The 21,382-nt window shown below is 32.7% G+C and carries 25 protein-coding genes; 8 read left to right on the top strand and 17 right to left on the bottom strand.

All coding sequences use genetic code 11. The annotated features are described in order from the left end of the window. Positions 1-54: 54 nt before the first annotated feature. The 6 genes from Q0828_RS08315 to Q0828_RS08290 form a co-directional block, all read right to left on the bottom strand. Positions 55-561 (bottom strand): DUF2480 family protein, encoded by a 507-nt coding sequence (locus Q0828_RS08315; RefSeq protein ID WP_298419496.1) that lies wholly within the window; start codon positions 559-561, stop codon positions 55-57. A gap of 4 nt (positions 562-565) precedes the next feature. After that, positions 566-892 (bottom strand): iron-sulfur cluster assembly protein, encoded by a 327-nt coding sequence (locus Q0828_RS08310; RefSeq protein WP_298419494.1) that lies wholly within the window; start codon positions 890-892, stop codon positions 566-568. Positions 893-896: 4 nt separating this feature from the next. Then, the gene (locus Q0828_RS08305; RefSeq protein ID WP_298419492.1) at positions 897-1,319 is read right to left on the bottom strand and encodes a SufE family protein; all 423 of its coding nucleotides are present in this window, start codon (positions 1,317-1,319) and stop codon (positions 897-899) included. Positions 1,320-1,371: 52 nt separating this feature from the next. Next, positions 1,372-1,824, bottom strand: coding sequence for a hypothetical protein (locus tag Q0828_RS08300; RefSeq protein ID WP_298419490.1), 453 nt, complete (start codon positions 1,822-1,824; stop codon positions 1,372-1,374). A gap of 91 nt (positions 1,825-1,915) precedes the next feature. Further along, entirely contained in the window at positions 1,916-2,980 is a 1,065-nt protein-coding gene (locus Q0828_RS08295; protein ID WP_298419488.1) for a zinc metalloprotease, read from the bottom strand. A gap of 265 nt (positions 2,981-3,245) precedes the next feature. Next, positions 3,246-4,457, bottom strand: coding sequence for a cysteine desulfurase (locus tag Q0828_RS08290; RefSeq protein WP_298419486.1), 1,212 nt, complete (start codon positions 4,455-4,457; stop codon positions 3,246-3,248). Positions 4,458-4,727: 270 nt separating this feature from the next. On the opposite strand from Q0828_RS08290, the gene Q0828_RS08285 reads away from it, so the two are divergent. Beyond that, positions 4,728-7,181: an O-antigen ligase family protein gene (locus Q0828_RS08285; protein WP_298419485.1), complete on the top strand. Its 2,454-nt coding sequence runs from the start codon at positions 4,728-4,730 to the stop codon at positions 7,179-7,181. A gap of 53 nt (positions 7,182-7,234) precedes the next feature. On the opposite strand, the gene Q0828_RS08280 is transcribed toward Q0828_RS08285, so the two are convergent. Then, on the bottom strand, positions 7,235-7,483 hold the full coding sequence (locus Q0828_RS08280; RefSeq protein ID WP_298419484.1) for a class I lanthipeptide: 249 nt from the start codon (positions 7,481-7,483) through the stop codon (positions 7,235-7,237). Positions 7,484-7,566: 83 nt separating this feature from the next. Further along, on the bottom strand, positions 7,567-7,827 hold the full coding sequence (locus Q0828_RS08275; protein ID WP_298419483.1) for a class I lanthipeptide: 261 nt from the start codon (positions 7,825-7,827) through the stop codon (positions 7,567-7,569). Between the two features lie 200 nt (positions 7,828-8,027). On the opposite strand from Q0828_RS08275, the gene Q0828_RS08270 reads away from it, so the two are divergent. From Q0828_RS08270 to Q0828_RS08250, 5 genes are all read left to right on the top strand, one after another. Continuing rightward, entirely contained in the window at positions 8,028-9,371 is a 1,344-nt protein-coding gene (locus Q0828_RS08270) for a serine hydrolase (RefSeq protein WP_298419482.1), read from the top strand. A 372-nt stretch (positions 9,372-9,743) separates the two neighbouring features. Next, on the top strand, positions 9,744-10,292 hold the full coding sequence (locus Q0828_RS08265) for a DUF2589 domain-containing protein (protein WP_298419481.1): 549 nt from the start codon (positions 9,744-9,746) through the stop codon (positions 10,290-10,292). A gap of 58 nt (positions 10,293-10,350) precedes the next feature. Further along, positions 10,351-11,142 (top strand): hypothetical protein, encoded by a 792-nt coding sequence (locus Q0828_RS08260; protein WP_298419480.1) that lies wholly within the window; start codon positions 10,351-10,353, stop codon positions 11,140-11,142. A gap of 35 nt (positions 11,143-11,177) precedes the next feature. Then, positions 11,178-11,714 carry a hypothetical protein gene (locus tag Q0828_RS08255; RefSeq protein ID WP_298419479.1) on the top strand — a complete coding sequence of 179 codons (537 nt, stop codon included), beginning with the start codon at positions 11,178-11,180 and terminating at the stop codon, positions 11,712-11,714. Between the two features lie 145 nt (positions 11,715-11,859). Beyond that, entirely contained in the window at positions 11,860-12,072 is a 213-nt protein-coding gene (locus Q0828_RS08250) for a hypothetical protein (RefSeq protein WP_298419478.1), read from the top strand. A gap of 67 nt (positions 12,073-12,139) precedes the next feature. Here the strand turns inward: Q0828_RS08250 and sufD are convergent, their stop codons facing one another. From sufD to Q0828_RS08225, 5 genes are all read right to left on the bottom strand, one after another. Continuing rightward, positions 12,140-13,459: a Fe-S cluster assembly protein SufD gene (gene sufD, locus Q0828_RS08245; RefSeq protein WP_298419476.1), complete on the bottom strand. Its 1,320-nt coding sequence runs from the start codon at positions 13,457-13,459 to the stop codon at positions 12,140-12,142. A gap of 23 nt (positions 13,460-13,482) precedes the next feature. Further along, positions 13,483-14,235 carry a Fe-S cluster assembly ATPase SufC gene (sufC, locus tag Q0828_RS08240; RefSeq protein WP_298419475.1) on the bottom strand — a complete coding sequence of 251 codons (753 nt, stop codon included), beginning with the start codon at positions 14,233-14,235 and terminating at the stop codon, positions 13,483-13,485. Positions 14,236-14,266: 31 nt separating this feature from the next. Continuing rightward, complete coding sequence (locus Q0828_RS08235) at positions 14,267-14,674, bottom strand: hypothetical protein (protein WP_298419473.1); 408 nt, start codon at positions 14,672-14,674, stop codon at positions 14,267-14,269. 29 nt (positions 14,675-14,703) lie between these two features. Next, the gene (sufB, locus tag Q0828_RS08230; RefSeq protein ID WP_298419471.1) at positions 14,704-16,152 is read right to left on the bottom strand and encodes a Fe-S cluster assembly protein SufB; all 1,449 of its coding nucleotides are present in this window, start codon (positions 16,150-16,152) and stop codon (positions 14,704-14,706) included. Between the two features lie 122 nt (positions 16,153-16,274). Continuing rightward, on the bottom strand, positions 16,275-16,604 hold the full coding sequence (locus Q0828_RS08225; protein ID WP_298419469.1) for an iron-sulfur cluster assembly accessory protein: 330 nt from the start codon (positions 16,602-16,604) through the stop codon (positions 16,275-16,277). A 446-nt stretch (positions 16,605-17,050) separates the two neighbouring features. On the opposite strand from Q0828_RS08225, the gene Q0828_RS08220 reads away from it, so the two are divergent. After that, positions 17,051-18,073 carry a LamG-like jellyroll fold domain-containing protein gene (locus Q0828_RS08220; protein WP_298419467.1) on the top strand — a complete coding sequence of 341 codons (1,023 nt, stop codon included), beginning with the start codon at positions 17,051-17,053 and terminating at the stop codon, positions 18,071-18,073. An 84-nt stretch (positions 18,074-18,157) separates the two neighbouring features. Here the strand turns inward: Q0828_RS08220 and Q0828_RS08215 are convergent, their stop codons facing one another. The 3 genes from Q0828_RS08215 to Q0828_RS08205 all read right to left on the bottom strand — a co-directional run bounded on the left by Q0828_RS08215 (position 18,158) and on the right by Q0828_RS08205 (position 20,281). Then, positions 18,158-18,535 carry a DUF6678 family protein gene (locus tag Q0828_RS08215; RefSeq protein WP_366523571.1) on the bottom strand — a complete coding sequence of 126 codons (378 nt, stop codon included), beginning with the start codon at positions 18,533-18,535 and terminating at the stop codon, positions 18,158-18,160. A gap of 21 nt (positions 18,536-18,556) precedes the next feature. Next, positions 18,557-18,973 carry a YcxB family protein gene (locus Q0828_RS08210; RefSeq protein ID WP_298419464.1) on the bottom strand — a complete coding sequence of 139 codons (417 nt, stop codon included), beginning with the start codon at positions 18,971-18,973 and terminating at the stop codon, positions 18,557-18,559. Between the two features lie 237 nt (positions 18,974-19,210). Beyond that, positions 19,211-20,281, bottom strand: coding sequence for a cytochrome c peroxidase (locus Q0828_RS08205; protein ID WP_298419463.1), 1,071 nt, complete (start codon positions 20,279-20,281; stop codon positions 19,211-19,213). Between the two features lie 163 nt (positions 20,282-20,444). Between Q0828_RS08205 and Q0828_RS08200 the strand changes: the two genes are divergently transcribed. Beyond that, the gene (locus Q0828_RS08200) at positions 20,445-20,639 is read left to right on the top strand and encodes a hypothetical protein (protein ID WP_298419462.1); all 195 of its coding nucleotides are present in this window, start codon (positions 20,445-20,447) and stop codon (positions 20,637-20,639) included. A gap of 110 nt (positions 20,640-20,749) precedes the next feature. Here the strand turns inward: Q0828_RS08200 and Q0828_RS08195 are convergent, their stop codons facing one another. Next, the gene (locus tag Q0828_RS08195; protein WP_298419461.1) at positions 20,750-21,379 is read right to left on the bottom strand and encodes a response regulator transcription factor; all 630 of its coding nucleotides are present in this window, start codon (positions 21,377-21,379) and stop codon (positions 20,750-20,752) included. Between the last annotated feature and the right edge of the window lie 3 nt (positions 21,380-21,382).

The following is a 21,382-nucleotide window of genomic DNA, read 5'->3' as shown; positions in this document are numbered from 1 at the left end:
CATAAAATTTTTAAACTTATGATTGTCAATTGTTTAATTGATTTTTTGAAAGAATTATCTTTTCTTATAAAGTGGAACAGAAGAACAAGCTTCTCCATACATAACACTTTTAGCAACGTTGTGCAATTTTGCCGTTAACATCGTGTAGGCGTTGTCTGGTATAGGTTTGTTGGCACAACCTTTTATAATAACAGGCTTGTCTTGGTATGAAGAAACGTCTAAATTGTTGATGATTTCCTGATAGATTGAAGTTTCAAGCTGATCAAGAGTGCCAATTATCGTTTTTTCGACAAAAGGTGTCAAATGTACGCTTACTAGCATATATGCCCATGCAGGAATGATGGCATCCGTTGAACAAATTAATGAAACATACTGTCCTTTGTGTTGCGACCAGTCGTATTCGGCAACATATTTTCGGAAATCTTTTTCGCGTAAAATAAGTCCTTCCATCAACCAATCAGAAATATCAAAAAGCACACGTTCTCCAGCAGGATAATAGTCCTCCAAATCAACAGTAATTAATTTACTCTGTGCAACTCTATTGATGATTTCTTCTGCCATATCTTTACAATAAACCTAATTCTAGTTTTGCTTCTTCACTCATTAAATCTTTTGTCCATTCAGGGTCAAAAGTAATTTCAACAGTAGCGTTATTCACTTCTTTTAACGATTTTACTTTTTCTTCAATCTCTAATGGAAGCGTTTCTGCTACAGGACAGTTTGGAGATGTAAGTGTCATTAATATTTTTACATCGTGGTTTTCGTTTACAAAAACATCATAAATTAACCCTAATTCGTAGATGTCTACTGGAATTTCTGGATCGTAAATTGTTTTTAATACTCTAACTATTTTTTCGCCTAAAGCTGCTGTATCTATTGTTTCTACTGACATTTTTTTAGTTTAATTGTGTTTGATATGCAATTGCATATAACTTTAATTGTTTAATCATGCTCACCAATCCATTTGCTCTTGTTGGTGATAAATGCTCTTTAAGTCCAATTTCATCAATAAAAGCGGTATTGGCTTCAATAATAGCAGAAGGATGTTGATTAGAAAAGGCTCTGATTAGAATAGCAATGATTCCTTTGGTGATAATTGCGTCACTGTCCGCTGTAAATACAATTTTATCATCTTTCATCTCACCATGTACCCATACTTTACTTTGACAACCTTTGATGAGGTTTTCATCTTTTTTAAGACTCTCGTCAATAAGTGGAAGTGATTTCCCAAGGTCAATCATGTATTCGTAGCGCTGCATCCAATCATCAAACATAGCAAACTCGTCAACTATTTCTTCTTGTATCTCTTGTATCGTCATTTTTTCTTCGTTTACACGATTGTACTATTTAGACGCAAAAATACAACAACTATTACGGTTTATCAACTGCTTTTATCATTGCTTGAATTTTATTCATTAAAGGCGCTAGTGTTTCTGGTGGATTTCCATGACCAAATGAACTTGTGGTTACCGTATTGTCTTTGTATTTAATAGCTAAGGTTGCAGGAATGGCAGCATCTCTGGCAAGATCTTCTTCTTTCGCAGGATTGCTTTTTACTTTTTCAGAATCAATCTTATCTAAGAGTTGTATAATTTCATTCCAATCTTCTGTAGACATCTCTTGTTGTACAGAAACTTTGCCGTCTCTAATTTTGGTAAATGAAAATTTTTCTTTGGTAAGATTTACTTTTTGATAGAAGCCACGAGAAGATGCTTCGTATGAAATTGAAATATCGTCTTGGGCACTTTTTATAGTTTCAGTTTCTGAGTTATTACAACCTTTAGCAAATAATGTAATGGAGAATAAACATAGAAGATATTTCATGAGTCGTATTTTTAATTTTGTTATATAATAATACAAAAAAAGACGCCAATTTGACGTCTTTCTTCTATTAAATTTAGCACTTTAACGTAGATTAATTTACAAGACTTGCTCTAGCTCCACCAGAAACTAATACACCACGCATTCTACTTTTTTGACCTTCACTAAACATATTCATACATGCATCATCTGTGTAATCCATATAGTTCATAGTCATATCTGTTGAACGACAATGTGTTGTTGGGAATGATGGACATCCGTAATTTGGTCTGTCAGATTTTGGTGTATCAGAAACAAAATCATCTCTGTTACATCTTCCGTCTCCCCAAATGTGACGTAAGTTTAAGTAATGACCAACTTCATGTGTTGTTGTTCTACCTCCATCAAATGGAGCAGCAACAAATCCAGTTGTTCCAAAATACTGTGGAGAAACTACAACTCCATCTGTAGCTGAACTTCCACCAGGAAATTGTGCATATCCTAAGATTCCACCACCAATATTACAAACCCAAATATTTAAGTGAGTTGAAGGTGTTACTGGTGGATATGTTGATTTTACTAAATCATTAGTTCCCCAAGAAGTTCTTGAGTTTGAATATCTAAATGTGTTAGCTAAAGTAAACTGAATTTCAGTATCTGCAGCTACTGGAGCAAATAATGATGGTGTTTGATTAGCGTCATTGTTATTTCTTCTAAAATCGTCATTTAATACTGCGATTTGAGAATTAATTTGTGCACTACTAATGTTTTCATTACTGTTACTGTATACAACATGCACATATACAGGAATAGTTACCACACCTAAATTGTCTGTTGGTGGTTCTGGATCACCACCTCCGCCATTGTTATTATTTCCGTTACCATTTCCTGGTCTTTGTGCAATAGTATTTTGTCTGTACTTTTTTTCGAGGTCGTACATTTTTTGGTATAACTGAGGATCGTTATCTAATTGTTGATTTAGCTTTTGCATACTAAAACAGCCACCAGTAGTTGCTTGTTCTCCTCTACCAACATAGGTATTAGCATCAGTATACAAGTAGAAATCACTCATGTCTACCGCTTCTTGTTGTGGTATTTCATTTGTGTCAGTAGTTTGGTCATCACTACATGATACCGTAATTGCCGCAAGTGCAATCATACTCAGAAAAATTTTTCTCATAATTTTTGTCTTTAAAGTTAATTCGGGTTAAAATCGATCAAATGTATAATTTTTTGTGATTTTCACAACAAAAAGCCTAAAATTTTAGATAAATAACAGTTTTATAGCAACTTTGTTGCAAATACAATATTTGAGAGTTTTGACCTATAAGTGAGAAATAGTAAGTTTATCGATGAAATACACAAATATTTTGAATGTATTTAAAATAAAAAGAATCGACCAATGGGTCGATTCTGTAGATGGATGGTATTTTAAGTGCTTTTTATTACGAAAGCATCATTTTAGCCTTTTTTATAGCTTCAATAAAGGTATCTATTTCTTCTTTGGTATTGTAAAATGAAAATGAAGCACGAACCGTTCCTGGAATGTTGTAGAAATCCATAATTGGTTGCGCACAATGGTGTCCTGTACGAACGGCTATTCCTAGCTTGTCTATAATAGTTCCAATATCATACGGATGAATGTTTGCTATATTAAATGAAATTACGGCTACTTTGTTTTCAGTTCCGTAAATAGTAACATCACCAACAGCTAGCAATTTTTGGGTAGCATAGGCTAATAATTCGTCTTCATATGCAGCAATAGCGTCAAAACCAATATTATTCATATAATCTAAAGCAGCTCCAAAAGCAATAACGCCGCAAATATTTGGCGTTCCAGCTTCAAATTTGTGTGGCAAACCTGCATACGTTGTTTTTTCAAACGTAACTTGGTCAATCATTTCGCCACCACCTCTGTATGGAGGTAATTTATTCAGCCAAGCTTCTTTTCCATATAATAATCCAACACCAGTTGGACCACAAATTTTATGTGCAGAAGCTACATAGAAATCAACATCCAATGCTTGTACATCTGCTTTTATATGTGGAGAAGCTTGTGCGCCATCGATTAATACAGCTGCGTTTACGGCATGTGCTTTTTCGATGATAAATTCGATCGGATTGATAATTCCCAAGGCATTGGACACATGATTACAGAAGACCAATTTTGTATTTTCATTCAATAATGAAACATACGCATCCATATCAAGTTTTCCATCTTCAAACATTGGAATTACTTTTAAAATAGCACCTGTGTGTTCGCACAACATTTGCCAAGGAACAATATTTGAATGATGTTCTAACGCAGAAACAATGATTTCGTCACCTTTTTGTAAAAGCGAAGAAAATCCATTGGCAACTAAATTAATACTATCTGTAGTTCCTGAAGTAAGAATCATTTCATGCGGTTTTGCCGCATTAAAATGTTGCTGAATTTTTATACGTGCTTCTTCATAAGCATCCGTTGCTTCCTGACTTAACGTATGTACACCTCTATGAATGTTTGCATTGTAACGTGAATAATAATCTACAATACAATCAATTACTTGTTGTGGTGTTTGCGAAGTTGCCGCATTATCGAAGTATATTAAGGGTTTTCCATTTACTTCTCGATTGAGAATAGGAAAATCTTTTCTTATTTTTTGAATATCTAACATAGTCTGAATTCTATCTGTGCAAAGATACTAACTATTCATAGAATGCCTTGTCACTTTTTATATGAAATCAGTTGTAATTGTAACAACACTAAACGCTGCTTTTTGCCTTTCATCGTAAATATGATTTTCTTTCTAAGTAGGATGTAAATTATTTTGAGTTTTTTCTCGTATTTTGCTTTCAAATTAGGGAACTCATTTTAGTTATTCTTTAGAGAATTAAAAAATCAAGATGTGTTCATTGATAGATTTCAGCGATTTAAACAAGCCAACATGAAAACCAAAAAAGCCGCAAACACTACGCCTAGTGAAGATACCAATGTTACTATAGCGAAAATTCTATTTGTTTTATACTTACTTACAGGATTGATGCCATTGCTTGGCGCTATGGATTATGACGCGCCAGAATGGTTGTATGTATCTGTTTTGAATTTAATTTCGCTAGGTTTTATCTATAAAAATAGAGATGAGTTTGAAGTGTTTTCATTTCCAAAACATGTACAACGCTATTTTTTATTATTTATTGGTTTTTTTGCAATTGGTTGTTTATCAATGTTAACGGCAATTAATGTAAGTGAAAGTTTGGTGCATTTGGCACGATTGATAGCTATTTTGGTTGCCTTGTATTGTTTGTATGTGTTTGTAAAACAAAATCCGAGATCGTTTTTCGAATTTACATGTCGCATCGCAACGTTGCTTGTTATTTACTTTTCTTGGCGATCTGTACGTTATTTTTTAGGAAATGCATCCAGCCCAAGAATTAATGATTTTATTAATGATTTTCAGCATCATTTTTCTAGTGTAAATATTTATACCGCATTTTTAATAGTACAGCTTCCGTTTGTATTATATGCGTTTTTATATTTTAAAAAAGTATGGAAATACATTGCAAGTGTTGCTATTTTTATGACAATGTTGGCATTATTCTTTTCAGGATCGAGAACGGCAGTTTTGTCTTTAGTAATTGTGATGACATTGTTAGTAGGTTTTATTATATATGGAATTGTAAGGCATAAAATAGCTCTTAGGAAAGAAGCTGTTGTATTATTTTTAATGCCTATTGTAGCAATTATTTTAGTGTTGAATGTAAATAGAGTGGATAAAATGTCTATGAACAGTCTTACAACACTATTTCAACCTAAATTGATAGATTTTTATGAAGGTGATATCGCTGTAAAAAGAAATATAGACAATGTAAAAGAGTTGTTACCAAATACAGGAACAATTACTGTTGATAAAAGTAGTGTTTCAGGACGATCTTCTTTGTGGAATTTAGCATTTATAAAGTTTCAAGAAAATCCAATCTTAGGTGTTGGCTATGGAAACTATAAAGCAGTTGGGAAAAAAGAGCATTATATAAATTTAACGACAGATAAAGGAAATTTTAAAAACCCTAGAAGAGCGCACAACGACTTTCTTGAAAAGTTAGCAGAAACAGGAGTTATTGGGTTTCTACTATATGTATCTCTATTTTTGTTTCCGTTATGGTTGTTTTTTAAATTGATTCGCAACGAAAAAGATTTTGGAAAACAACTGTTGTATTTTACTATTTTCTTATCTGCATTAGCGTATACATTTGATGCTTTGTTAAACTTCCCGTTAGAAAGAGCGCCAATTCAACTCTACTTTTTACTTGCCGTAATTTTTATTTTGACATTTACACAAAAAGAAGGCGAAACTATCATAAGTAAGCGTTCAGTGATATTATTTGGAATTATCTTCTTTGTGAGTTTTGCTAGTGTAGCTTCAAATTATTTGGTGTTAAAATCGTATAGATTACAACGTGCAATGCGTCAAGATTTAAGCGGAAAAACACTATTCACGGATGAAAAACTGAACAATTCATATCAAAGTATAAAAAAACAATGGTCTAACTATCCAGAATTAAGTTATGTAGGAACCGTAAACAATGTATACTTAGCAAACTATGCGATCAAAGCAAAAAAATATGAAGAAGCGTTAGAGATTCTAAACAAATCACAAGATTATAACAAAGATGCTTTCTTGGTAAAAGCTTTCAAAGCAGAGATTTTTTACAATGTGTATGATAATATGGATAGTGCAGCCTATTACTCAGAAGCCATATTTGATGGATATCCAGCTTTTAAAACAAACTATAGACTTTTAAAAGGAATTTATAACAAGCAAAAAGATACTGCAAACCTATCTCGTATAATGAATAGATATACAAAGTTAAATTGGGTTGATGTAAACGAATGGAAAGTAAAAGCAAATACGATGTACAATCGTACTAAAAATAGCGAATTGATGCTAAAAGTACTAGATACAGGTTTGGTATATAATACAAACAGTAATACATTGTTAAAAGCCAAAAAGGAAGTGTTGAACAAGTTAAAATTTAAATCTTACTTAAGTAGTGCAGAGGTGAAGCAGAAACATCAAGTTGCGTTTAATTTCTTTAGTCAACAAAAGTATGAAGAAGCTAGGAAGATTTTTCAAGAAATTCTAAAAACAAACCCTAAAGATTACTTATCGGTTCAAAATATTGGGATTATAGATTTAGTAAAAAAGAACTACGAAAAAGCAATTAAAAACTTAAGTGTTGTAATCGATGCAGGTGCTTTTAGTGATGGAAAAGCTGAATACAGTAGAGGATATTGTTACGAACAATTAGGGCAAATGGAGAAAGCAAAAGCAGATTATATTTTGAGTCGCGCTAAAAACTATCCACAAGCCATGTCACTTCCTGAATCAAAATATAAATAAAAAGAGAAGTCGCTTTTTACAGCGACTTCATACGTTTTAAACACTTCCTATAACTAAAAAGTTGTTGGACATCCACCAGCTATTGACGGACATGCACCGAATGTAGGGCAACCTCCAAGCGTTGGACAGTTAAATAGTGTTGGACAATTGAATTTTGTCGGACAAAATCGAGTTGGACAAAAAATAGTTACCGGACATGCTATAGTAACAATAGTTCCTCCACTAATTTGTTCGCTTTCTAAATTTGACACTACTTTTTTATTAAGCGTCAATTTCTTTAAACTTTTTTTATTTTTTTTCATGGTTGTAACGTGTTAATAAATTAAGCAGCAACTACTTTTTACAGTAGTTGCCCTTAATCTTGTTAATAATTAATTGCTAAAAATTAGCAGATAAAGTCAGATGGACATCCAACATCAGAACAAACGAATCTTGATTGAATTGGACAAGCCGGTGTTAAAATAGGACAGATAGGATTTGTTAATATAGGACACGCTGGTGTTAATACTGGACAGTTAAATCTGGTTACAATTGGACAAATAACTACAGTAATTGGTGCTCCACCATTAATTCTACCATTCTCTAAATTTGAAATTACATCTTTGTTTAACGATAATTTTTTTAAGCTTTTTTTGTTTTTTTTCATGGTTTTTGTTTTAAAAAGGTTTATAATTTTCACCGTTACGTAACAGTTTGATAAAGGTCAATTGTTTTAATTTATTGGCAGGCAGGTATATAGATAAAATAATTAGGTGTTTTTCCTATTTCTCACAAAGGGAAAACACTACGATAGATGTCATTACTAAATTTCATTTTAATATATTTGAGTACAGAAATTGATTTATCATGAAGAAAGCATTCAAAATACTTGCCGTCATAGTTGTCCTTTTAGGAATTGTAATAGCATTTAATTATTCGCGTTTGAACATTATTTCAGGCTATTCTGCAAAAAGTATGAGTTCCTCTGTATTTGTTGCAGGAAGAAGCGTAGAATTTACTGATGAAACAGATAATAACTTCGGACCTATCAATATTGCTGCCGATGAAGTAGATGAAAGTAAAAAAATGGCTTCTGCTTCCGTTTACGGATTAATGACACGTAAAGCAGTATACAGAAAAGGCTTGGGAAGTGTTTTAATTACGGATGATTACGATCTTTCTCAGGAAACGCCTGTGCCACATAGAAGTTCCATTACACGCATGGCGCCATATCCATATGGTGGAATGAAGCAAAAAGATACAGTATTTTCTAATGTAAAATATGATCAAATTAATGCAGCAGTTGCTAATGCTTTTGAAAAAGTAGATGGAGAAGATGTTAAAAAAACACGTGCAGTTTTAGTCATATATAAAGATCAAATACTAGCAGAGCAATATGCAGATGGGTTTAATAAAGATTCTAGAATACTAGGTTGGTCTATGACAAAAAGTTTGGTAAGTACCATGTATGGGATTTTACAATATCAAGGAAAATTGAGTGTTTGGGACAAAGCGCCAATTGATGAATGGAAAGAAGATGAACGCAACGCAATTACGATACACAATCTATTACAAATGAATAGTGGTTTGGAATGGGAAGAAGATTATGGTAAAATATCAGATGTAACTAAGATGTTGTTTCTTGAAAAAGACATGACAAAGTCGCAAGCTGAAAAACCATTAATTGGGAAGCCAAACGAAACTTGGTATTACTCTTCTGGAACATCAAATTTACTATCAGGAATTCTGCGAAAGCAATTTTCAAATCATCAAGCATATTTAGATTTTCCATATGATGAATTCATTGATAAAATAGGAATGCATTCAATGTTGTTAGAAGCCGATATGGAAGGAAACTATGTTGGGTCTTCATATTCTTGGGCAACTCCACGTGATTGGGCGAAGTTTGGACTATTATATTTACACAAAGGAAACTGGAACGGAACACAACTATTTGATGCTTCTTGGGTAGATTATGTGACTAAGCCAACACCAACTTCTGACGGACGCTATGGGGCACACTTTTGGCTCAACGCAGGTGGTTTTCATCCAGATGTGCCAAAAGATATGTATTCAGCAAACGGTTACCAAGGGCAACGTGTATACATTATTCCATCAAAGGATTTAGTCGTAGTTCGTTTTGGGCTGGCTGGAAACGATGGAATGGATTTCAATTCTTTTCTAAAAAATATATGTACAGCTATTGAATAATTAATAGTAAATTTTTCTGCTGCAACTATCACAAATGTTATGTACAAAACGAACATATGTTTTCGTGCGTCTGTAAATTAGCATAATGATGCCTTAATTCTTCAAAATTACAGATTCCAATCTCTTATAAGTATTTTTTACACATATCTTACAACATATTACAATTTTTTAATAGGCTGCTGCAAATATTTACTGTAATATGTTTGCTTAATTGCAACATATGTTTTATATTTGCATTGTAATTCTTTCGAAAGAGTATAATTTTAAGCTTAAAATGATGTGAGAATTATTCGCGATAAAGCTCACGACCTAAGGAGAAAGCCGAAAAGCCTTTTAAAAAAGAGTAGGTTAAAAATTTTAAATATTACAATTATGCCAGTTAGTCCAAATGAAATCGCTAACATCAATTTCAGTGCAATGTTAGGGAAACCATTAACAGCAGTTATTGATGCGCAAGCAGCAGCAGCTTTATCAACGGTTGATTTTATCAATGCAGTTGGTCTTGATGCTGACAGTAAAGTTAAAAACGTAACTTTTGAGTATTCAAAGTTAGTTGATGGTTCGCCAACAACAGTAACGTTAACAACTCCTTTATTAACAATTATTCCAATTCCGTTTTTGCGTGTAGCAGATACTACTATTGATTTTAATGCTAAAATTTCTAGTGTAACTGAATACACTTCTGAGACAAGTCACAAATTAAACTTAAGTGCAGATTTACGTTTACGTTGGGGATTTGGACGATTGAATTTTAAAGGAAGTTATTCGTTCCAAAAGAAAAACCGCTACTCTGATGAAGCTACACGTTCATACAGTATGAATATTAAAATCCATGCCGTACAAGACGAATTACCTGCTGGAATGAGCAGAGTTTTAGATTTATTAGAAGAAGGAATTTCTGAAGTTGAGAAAGTAGCCTAACTAAAAATTAATTGAAGAAACCTCTTTGGAGGTTTCTTCTACCTAAAAAAATAAAATCATGATTACATTAAAAGATTATATAGGAAAGATTTATAAAGAAATCACCAATGCAAAAGTGCAGTCAGATATTGAAACATTGGCCATTGCAGATGAATATGTAAATAACCCTATGTTAAAGCATTTTTCTGTGCCAAATATTCGTATCAAAAATGTAGAATTGACAATTCCTGTTGCTGTTGATAATACACAAACAGTCACAAGAAATTATTCTGAAAGAGAAATTCAAGAAGTGTATGAAAAGGCATTTTTTAAAGTGAATTCAGACCTTATTCCAAATAAAACAGAACAACAAGTAGAATACATTAACGAGATAAGATCACAAGTCTCACAAATCGCAAAAGATTATTCCGTTAAAATAGCTACAGATTTAGAAACCGTTTCAGCTTTAACAGTACAAAATTCATCAGAAGCTACTTTAAGCACAAAACGTGATTCTGAAGTAGCGGTAACTAGAGATGATTTATCACCAGTGTCACCAAATAGTTATAGTACAATAGTAAGGGAAGAAGCGGAGAAATTTGCTTCTAAAGCGTATTCAGCTTTTGTTGGTTCATATATTGAAGAAGCTACGTTTCGTAATGCAATGGTGTTAGAAATTGAAAGCAATTTACAACAAAGATTACCTGAAATAGAGGAGCTTCCAGTGATTATAGAAACACAAAAACTCAAAGAAATTAATGATCCGGCAAGTATGATCAATATCAAAGTAAATATTATGGATGATGCTATGGAATGGACAACAGATGTTGATGCAGAAGGAAATACAGTACAGGTATTGAATTACGAATAAGTCGATTCGCAAAAAAAAATTAAACCAAAGAAAACATGAAAACAAGTATTATAGAAAAGCATACCTTTTTTGAAACATCTATTTTGAAAGTTGGGTTAATTTCTGAATTGCTTCGCTCCAAATCTTCCCGCTTTTTTGCAGAGATTGAGCGTTGGCTTTCAGAAAACGAACAAGTGTTGAAGCAATTTGGGTATGCAGAGTCAAGTAGGATAAGCATTTTACGAAATCAATTATTCATTGCAAAAGAGAAAGATATTCCACAAAAACGCAAACATCAGTTTATGGTTTCTGCTGAATGTTTGGCAACAGCTCATACAGTCTTGGTAAGTTTGCACGATCCTATCAATTCAAAAATTAGTCAAGCCAGAGAAACAATTCAACAAGTGTTGGTTTTAGTAAAAGATCAGCCAGATTATCAACAAAGAGATCAGGATAACTTCAATAAATATATCAAAATTATATGGGCAAAACTGAAAGCAGATCCTCAATTTAGTTCAGTTGCTCTACAATTACAGACATTGGTTCCAGAGGTTGATATATTTAGAATCATTGCGGAAGAAGTAACATTATAAAGTTCGCAATAAAAAAATCCCAAGGTATTTGCTTAGGGATTTTTGCTTTTACGCATTTCTACGTACACACTATTAGTGTTTAGCCTCTTACATTGAGATTGATTTTTTAAAACCTTGTAACTATCAATTTTTAAAATTATTTATCATGAAAAAAAGAGGATTAAAATCACTTAAGCTTAACAAAACATCAATCTCAGAATTGAAAGGAGGAAACGATGTTTTCATCACTGGAACTATAATTATTACAAGGAATTCGTGTGCGTTTTCATGCACTGGCTCATGTAACTCATGTAATTCGTGTGATGGATGTTTAACATTTGACACATCAATTCTCATAAATCCTCCAGTATCGATTTAAAAATTCTATGAAAATGAAAAAACCCGAAGCATATACTTCGGGTTTTCTGTTTTTATGTCGTTATATTTTATAAATCGAATCCTAAATTAACGCCTAATTTCTGAGCTATTAATTTATTAATTCGTGTTTTAATCGAATTTATTTTTACGCTTTCCAATACATTGTTCGCAAAAGCATATGTTAATAAAGCTTTGGCTTCTTTTGTCGGAATTCCGCGTGAGCGTAAATAAAATAAAGCATCTTTGTCTAACTGACCAATCGTACAACCGTGTGAACATTTTACATCATCTGCAAAAATTTCAAGCTGAGGTTTAGTGTTAATAGTTGCTTTGTCGTCTACTAAAATATTATTGTTCGCCTGGAAAGCATTTGTCTTTTGTGCTTCTTTCTCAACAACAACTTTCCCGTTAAATACTCCTGTAGACCTATCTGCAAAAATACCTTTGTAATCTTGATGACTTTCACAATTTGGCTCAATATGATGTACCAATGTATTATGGTCAACATGTTGTTTGTTGCCAATAATTGTGATTCCTTTCATAGTAGAATCAATGTGTTCTCCTTTTTGAAAGAATTGCAGATTGTTTCTAATCAATTTTCCGCCAAATGAAAATGTATGTACAGAAGCATGGCTACTTTGCTTTTGTGAAATATAGGTATTGTCGATTAACGAAGCTTGTTGGTTATCATTTTGAATTTTATAATAATCAACAATCGCACGTTTATTTGCGAAAATTTCCGTTACCGAATTTGTCAACACTACATTTGATGTTAAACTTTGATGACGCTCAATAATTTGTACATGCGAATTTTCATCAACCACAATTAAATTACGTGGTTGTAATAATAACGAAGCTTCATTTCCAGTAGAAAAATGGACAATTTGAATTGGCTTTTCTACTACTTTATTTTTTGGAATATGAATGTATGCACCTTCAGAAGCAAAAGCCGTATTTAAAGACGTTAAACTATGATCTGATTTTGCAGCTTTGTTATAATATGAATCAATAATGATTTTATATTTAGGCTTGTTTAATGCTGAACTCATTAAACAAACATCAATGCCATCATGTGTCGTTTCCGAAAGGAAAGAACTATATTTTCCATCGATAAATACAATTTTATAGGTATCAATATCGTGAATAAAAAACTTCTTTACATCCTTAAACTCAACAGCAGTTTCTTGTTGTGGAGAAATACTATAATCGTGCTTCAATAGAGCATTCAAGGAAGTATATTTCCAATCTTCATCTTTTTTGGTAGGAAATCCTTTTTGTTCAAACGTTTTAATCGCTGCATTTCTGATATCGTTTAAATCTTTTGATTGATCATGTACACGATCTTCAAAAACCATAAAGGATGACAATAATTTATCTTTTAACTCCATGTATATCGTTTTGTGATCGTTGCTTAAACAGTTGCTTCTTGTTTAATCCAATCGTATCCTTTTTCTTCTAATTCTAAGGCTAATTCTTTCGTTCCTGATTTTACAATTTTACCATTGTGTAATACATGTACAAAATCTGGAACAATATATTCTAATAAGCGTTGGTAATGTGTAATTACAATAACTGCGTTATCTTCACTGCGTAGTTTATTTACACCATTGGCAACAATACGTAAGGCATCAATATCCAAACCAGAATCTGTTTCATCTAAGATGGCTAATTTTGGTTCTAACATGGCCATTTGGAAAATTTCGTTACGTTTCTTTTCTCCTCCAGAAAATCCTTCATTTAACGAACGAGATAAAAATTTACGATCAATTTCTAATAATTCTGCTTTTTCTCTAATTTTCTTCAACATAGCACTTGCAGGCATTTCGTCTTCACCTTTCGCTTTGCGCGTTTCGTTGATAGCAGTTTTAACGAAGTTTGTTACAGAAACTCCAGGGATTTCTACAGGATATTGAAATGATAAAAATACACCTTCATGTGCACGCTCTTCGGCAGAAAGTTCTTCAATGTTTTCACCATTTAAAAAGATTTCTCCATCAGTTACTTCATATTCTTCCTTTCCAGCAATTACAGAAGATAGTGTGCTTTTTCCAGAGCCATTTGGTCCCATGATTGCATGTACTTCTCCTGCTTTTACTTCTAAATTAATTCCTTTTAGAATTGCTTTATCTTCGACACTTGCGTGTAAATTTTTTACGTGTAACATTTTACTGCGTGTTATATTTTTTTAATCGAAATTATTGATTGTTTGTGATGATAATAGTACCATCTTGATTTTCACTTGGCTTTTGAACTGAAACAATTTCTTTAATTTCAATTACTTCTTTCCAAGCATCTTTTACAGGATTTGGCTTTGTAATTCCTTTAATAACAACAGGAACCATATCGTGTTCTTTTGTTTTGTATTTTTTGCACTCTTTGTTAAGTGCTAACATTTGATCGTCTATTACGACTCCGTACATGTTGCTTCCAGCTGCCTGGAAAACGGCTGCTTTTTCACTTTCCAAGTATAAAAACATACCTGTAAATGTTTCGTATTGCGAAGCTACAGTCTTTTCTGTTTCTTTATCAGAACTCTTAGCGTCATTTTTACAACTTACGATTGTCAACATGCATACTGCGAATATGAAATAGATTTTTTTCATGTTTGCTTTAATTTTTAATGATTGATTATCTATCCTACTGAACCTTCTAATGAAATTTCTAATAGTTTTTGTGCTTCAACGGCAAATTCCATTGGTAGTTTGTTCAATACATCCTTGCTGAAACCATTTACAATTAAAGCAATTGCTTTTTCTGTGTCGATTCCACGTTGATTGCAATAGAATATTTGGTCTTCTCCAATTTTACTTGTCGTTGCTTCGTGTTCTATTTGTGCAGATTTGTTTTTTGCTTCTATATATGGAAAGGTGTGTGCACCACATTGATTCCCCATTAAGAGTGAATCACATTGTGAAAAGTTACGCGCGTTTTCCGCTTTTGGGGCAATTTGAACCAAACCTCTATAGCTGTTTTGCGATTTTCCTGCAGAAATTCCTTTTGAAATGATAGTACTCTTGGTATTTTTTCCAAGATGAATCATTTTTGTTCCTGTATCTGCTTGTTGGAAATTATTGGTAACTGCAATTGAGTAGAATTCACCAACCGAATTGTTTCCTTTTAAAATACAACTAGGATATTTCCATGTTACTGCTGAACCTGTTTCTACTTGCGTCCAAGAAATTTTTGCGTTTTTCTCACACAAACCTCTTTTGGTTACAAAGTTAAAAACACCACCTTTTCCTTCTGCATTTCCAGGATACCAGTTCTGAACTGTTGAGTATTTTATTTCTGCATCATCTAATGCAATTAACTCTACAACTGCAGCATGCAATTGATTTTCATCACGTGATGGCGCTGTACATCCTTCTAAGTAACTTACATAACTTCCTTTATCGGCAACTAAAAGTGTACGTTCAAACTGACCGGTTCCTGCTTGATTGATTCGGAAATAGGTTGATAATTCCATAGGGCAACGAACGCCTTTTGGAATGTAACAGAATGAGCCATCCGTAAATACTGCCGAGTTTAAAGCGGCATAGAAGTTATCTTTTTGTGGAACAATAGTTCCTAAATATTTTTTCACCAATTCAGGATGATCTTGAATCGCTTCTGAGATAGGACAGAAGATGATACCTTTTTCGGCTAATGTCTTTTTGAAAGTCGTAGCAACTGAAACAGAATCTACAACAATATCAATAGCGACACCTTGTAATTTTTTTTGCTCATCAATAGAAATTCCAAGTTTTTTGTACATTTCCAATAACTCAGGATCTACATCATCTAACGTTTTGTTTGGATCTGCTTTTTTAGGAGCTGAATAATATGAAATGGCTTGAAAATCTGGTTTTTCATAATGTACATTTGCCCATTCTGGCTCTTCCATTTCCGACCAAATTCTAAAAGCTTCAATTCGCCAATCTGTCATCCATTGTGGTTCGTTTTTCTTTTTTGAAATTGCTATTACAATTTCTTCATTCAATCCACTAGGAAATGTGTCACTTTCAATATCTGTATAAAACCCGTACTCGTATTCTTTTGTTTCGAGTTCTTTTTGTAATTCTTCTTCGGTATACTTACTCATTCTTTCGATATGATTAAAAGATTAAATAATTTAAAAAATCAACTTATCTAATCTCACTTTTTGACAAATAATTTATAAATGCGCTTGTGTGTATTGTTTAATGTTTGAATCTTTCAAATTGCTTATAGAGAGAATGATTCTCCGCAACCACAGGTACGTTGTGCATTAGGATTATTAAAAACAAATCCTTTTCCGTTTAATCCACCAGAGTATTCCAAAGTGGTTCCTACTAGATATAAAAAGCTTTTTTTGTCTACAATAATTTTTACACCGTTGTCTTCAAATACTTTATCTTCTTCTTTTTGACTTTTGTCAAACGTAAGGTCGTAAGATAGTCCGGAACATCCACCACTTTTTACACCTACACGAACATAATCGTTGATAGCGTCAAAACCGTCGTCTGTCATAAGCTCGACTACTTTTTTACGGGCTGTTTCTGAAACTGTTATCATTTTTTTATACTACGTTTAATTTGTACTTGCAAAGATACGCTATTTGCCGCTTTATTTATAAAAACCTAACATTTATATAATAAATCATATAATAGAATTTCTTGATAGTGTTTTTTTTGACTAAAATTTTAAAAAAAACAGACCATAAAAAAGGCCTTTTTTAATGACTTATTTTGTATGAAACATGATAAGTAGTCTTATTCAGTAAAAGGTTATAAATGTTTTAGGACTTAAAAAAATCCAAATTTCTAACTTGTTGATTTGTTGGGAAAAATCTGTATGTAATTTTACCTGTTTTGTTGAAATGCGTGAATTTCGCAGGTATGTTTAGTTCATAATATGCTAAATTTGTGTTGTACTTCTGAAGCAAAAAAGTATTGTTGCGTTTTTCTACTTTAGAAATACTAGAATTTTTAACCCCTATTATTAATTGAAATTTTTATCAAATGAAGAAAAACTACATTTTTTTACTAGCCTTTTTAACTTGTGTTTTAAGTTTGAACGCACAAGTTTTAGGATATGCCATTTGCTTTGATGGCGTTAATGATTTTGCACCAGTGTATAGATCTACAGAAACAGGAATTTTTGGCACCAATGCTAACAATGACAGTTTTACTATTGAATTCTGGGTAAAAGATAACGGAAACGGAGGAAAGCACTTGTACTCTAAACACTATGATAGTGGAACAGCAAAAGAAGGATACTTTATTGAAAAAAGCGCTACAGGAACTGTGACTACTGGAATTGCAAATAATACAAACAATTGGACTACAATTACAGGAACTAGAGCCATCAATGATGGAAATTGGCATCATGTTGCAGTTACTTTCGATATTACTACAGGCCGATTAATGTTGTATGTTGATGGGTATTGGGAAGCTACTGCTAATGGAATTACACCTGTATTTGGAAACAATGTGGATGCACGCTTGGCGAGTTCTGAATATGAAAACACTTATTTTGGAGGAGCATATGATGAAGTAAGAGTATGGAATACTATAAGAACGGCTTCGGAAATTAATATTGGAATGAACATGGAAGTAGATGTTGCTTCAACAGGTTTAATTCAATACTTCAAGTGCAATGAAGGACTTCCAGATACTGATAATTGGATTTTATATCAGTTAGTAGATCATACAGGAAACGGACGTCCTGGAGATTTATGGAATGTTTTTAGACTAGGACCTTGTTCAAATTGGGTACATACAGTGGCAGATTCAACATTGTCTGTAGATACATTTGAAAACAATAGTTCTGAAGTAAGTTTGTACCCAAATCCAGCAAAGAATTTTGTAAAAGTGAATGGATTGAAAGCAAATGAAAGCTATACAATTTATAATACAATTGGAGCTATTGTAAAAAGTGGAACAGTTGCTAATAACGAAGAAATAGCAATTAATAACTTAACAAACGGATTGTACTTTTTGAAATTTAAAAATGGAAGTTCAATGAAGTTTATTAAGAAGTAAACACATTATATATCTTTTATCAGAGATAACGCGAAATAGTAGTGAATGACAATACTTTTGTTGTTTACTACTATTTTTTTTGATTTATTTCATGCGTTTGTATCCATAAATAGTAAAAATACCATCATCATATTCGTATGGAATATTGTGCTTATTGAGTCCTTTTTGTATGAATTCTGTATAATCAATTTGTGTTGAACTTATTAATCGAACTCCTTTTTCAGTTTTAAATGGCTGAATTTGAATCCATTCTGTCAATTCAAAACCATCTCTTTCAACTTCATTCCACCAAACAGGTGAAAAACTATTATTGTTATCTGTATCAAAAATTAATTTGATATTTACTAAAGGATCATAGGTTTCATTAGCGGTAATTTCGGCAACTAATTTTTTCCATTTTGTCGTATTCATACAAGATGCAAGTTGATTCTCAAAAATATAGTTGCGGGTTCTTTTGTCCATTTTAATGTAACGTGTAATTATCTATTTCCAAGATAAGTTTTCAGAAATAGGTATTTTCAATTCTTTCCACTTATTTTTAATTTCTTCTAAATTATCGATTCCTTTTTTAGAAATAATTAAAGCAGCGCCGTTTGATAGTCTGATAAAAAAATTAGCTTGCGTTTCGTTAATTTTTTCTACTTCGGATATTTTCATTTTTCCCTCGCCAGCTTTATCTTCTGTAATGATATATTCAGAAGTGAACTCCATAGTCTCTTTTTCTCCTATTCTTTTTGCATACGTATTTTTAACAATTTTGGAATGCAATTTTCTTAATTGGTAATTGTAATATTTATCAAAAAACAATAGCCCTAAAATAGCCGTAATTCCTAACAATATAGCAAGTTCAGTTTTATTAGAAGTATACATGGTTATTCCGATATATAGAAAAAATCCCACGAGAATTAGTTTCGTTATGTTTTTTATTTTTTTTTGAGTTTTGTTTTCAGATAGTGAGAATAAATGATAATTAATAAAATCTTGTTCTTCTAATATGTATTCAAGTTTCATGTTTTTTCAGGGTTTAATTGTCCTTAAATCGCGCAAAGGATAGCAGTGAAAATCCCGCAGCGAAGCGAGGAATTGTAGCGAATAGCCCGACGGCATTTTTCATGGCGATGCGCCCAAATTATGTAGCTAAAATTCAGAGAATCGCTGATCGAAAATGAAATCGGCATCCGTAAAGGTTTTTAGGAAGTCAATAATTCGTGCTTTTTCTTCGTTGGTCATAGGAATTCCTAAAGTTCCATCAGGTTGACGTAACGAATTGTCTAAGTTGTCATAGTCCGTAATTCCACTTTGATAATGCTCTAATACTTGTTCTAAGTTAGAAAAACGTCCGTCGTGCATATACGGAAATGTAACTTCAATATTACGTAGATTTGGTACTTTAAATTTGTAATTATCTTCCGGAAGTCCCGTAACACGTGCGCGTCCGACATCATTATAATCAGGATCAATAGCCAAGCCATTGTTGCGATAGGATTGATCTGTAAATAATTCGCCAGCATGGCAGGAAGCACATTTTTGGTTGAACAGTGCCATTCCTTGCATTTCGTTTGCTGTTAAGGTTACATTTCCTTCATTACGACGAAATTTGTCATACTTACTGTTAGAGGTAACCATCATCACCATGAATTGCGACAAGGCTTTTAATATATTTTCAGAATTGATTTCACCATTTTCAAAAGCTTCACGAAATAAGCGTGGATAATCAGGATGCGCTTCTAGTTTAGCGATAACATTGGTGAAAGTTTCGTTCATTTCTACTTCATTCGTAATAGGAATGATTGGTTGCAAGTCTAAATGAATGGCAGCGCCGTCCCATGTAAATTCGTTTTGAAATGCCAAATTGTGTAATGGTTGTGCATTTCTACTTCCGAGTGCACCATCTACACCATGACTTATAATGTGTGTGTGATGTGTAAATGCAAATTCTTGAATATGGCAGAATCCGCAGGCAACAACGCCATCAGAAGCTAATCGGCCTTCATAAAATAAGCGCCTTCCGAGTTCAAAACCAGTTTCTGTGGGCGGATTTGATTCTAAATCATATGTTAAAGGTGGAAAATTGGAAGGAACTGTAAAGTCAAGACGTACATCACTATATGCACCACTTACTGCCGTTGGAACATCTTCATAAGGTTCATTTTTGCAGGAAGAAAGTACACATATGAGTAAAATGTATACGTAAGTCTTAAAATTCATAGCTTTTGCTAAGATATCAAATGTGTGAGAATGACGCAAGAAACTTAACTTTTTACATCATTTTAACAGGTTTTAAAGCTTTTTTTGGTAGAATCATACATTTTGTAGGATTTAGCGCGCTTCTGTTTGCAGTAGTTTTGGATTGAATCAAAACATACACATTATGAAAAAACAGAATTTAAAAACAGGATTGAATTTGAAGAAACAATTAGTTTCCAACTTAACAACAGATCAAATTTTAGGTGGAGTCGTAGGAAGTACTATTGGTGGACCTACTTGTAGACAATCACAATATAGCGTATGTCCTACAGAAAGAACACAAACACGTTGTGCAAATTGTAACTCTTTTGCTTGTTAGTTGTAGACAGACAATATTAATATCTATATGATATAGGTTTCTAGTTTTTAAACGATAAACTCGTAGTTGTAATAGGCAAGTTTTAGATGTGCTATTTGCTGCGAGTTTTTTTATATCATCTTCTTTTCATTTGCCAATTGAATAGCTTCTGCTTTGGAGTTTACGTGTAGTTTTTGATAAATGTTTCGAATGTGTGTACGAACGGTAGTTTTTGAAATAAATAATTCTTCAGCAATGGCACTATAGGTTTTTCCTTTTGCAAGCAAGGTTAGTACTTCTTTTTCACGTTTAGATAAGGTGTTATCTTCATGATTTAGTTGAAACGATTCTACGACCATTTTTGCAATTTTATTACTCATGGGAGCGCCACCTTTTTCCAAATCGTCTAATGCCTTTTTGAGTTCGGGTAAGCCTAAACTTTTGGTTAAATATCCGCAAGCGCCTGCCTTTAAAGCTTCAAAAACCATATTGCTATCTTCAAAAACGGTTACAATAATAAGTTCAGTTTTTGGAAATAACTGCTTTATAATTTTTGTGCCATCTATTCCGTTTTTTCCAGGAAGCCCAATATCCATTAATACAATATCAGGATGATTTCCCGATTTGAAATCTGTCAGTGCCGTTTCAAAACAATCATATGTTCCAAGTAAAAAATAATTGGGAAGTTGTTGTAAGTATGCTGCTAAATTTTCTCTAAAAATTATGTTGTCTTCTATAATGGAGATATACTTTTTTTCCATAAT

This window comes from uncultured Kordia sp. (assembly GCF_947496985.1).
GTDB lineage: Bacteria > Bacteroidota > Bacteroidia > Flavobacteriales > Flavobacteriaceae > Kordia.
This window is presented reverse-complemented; position numbering and strand designations above follow the sequence as displayed.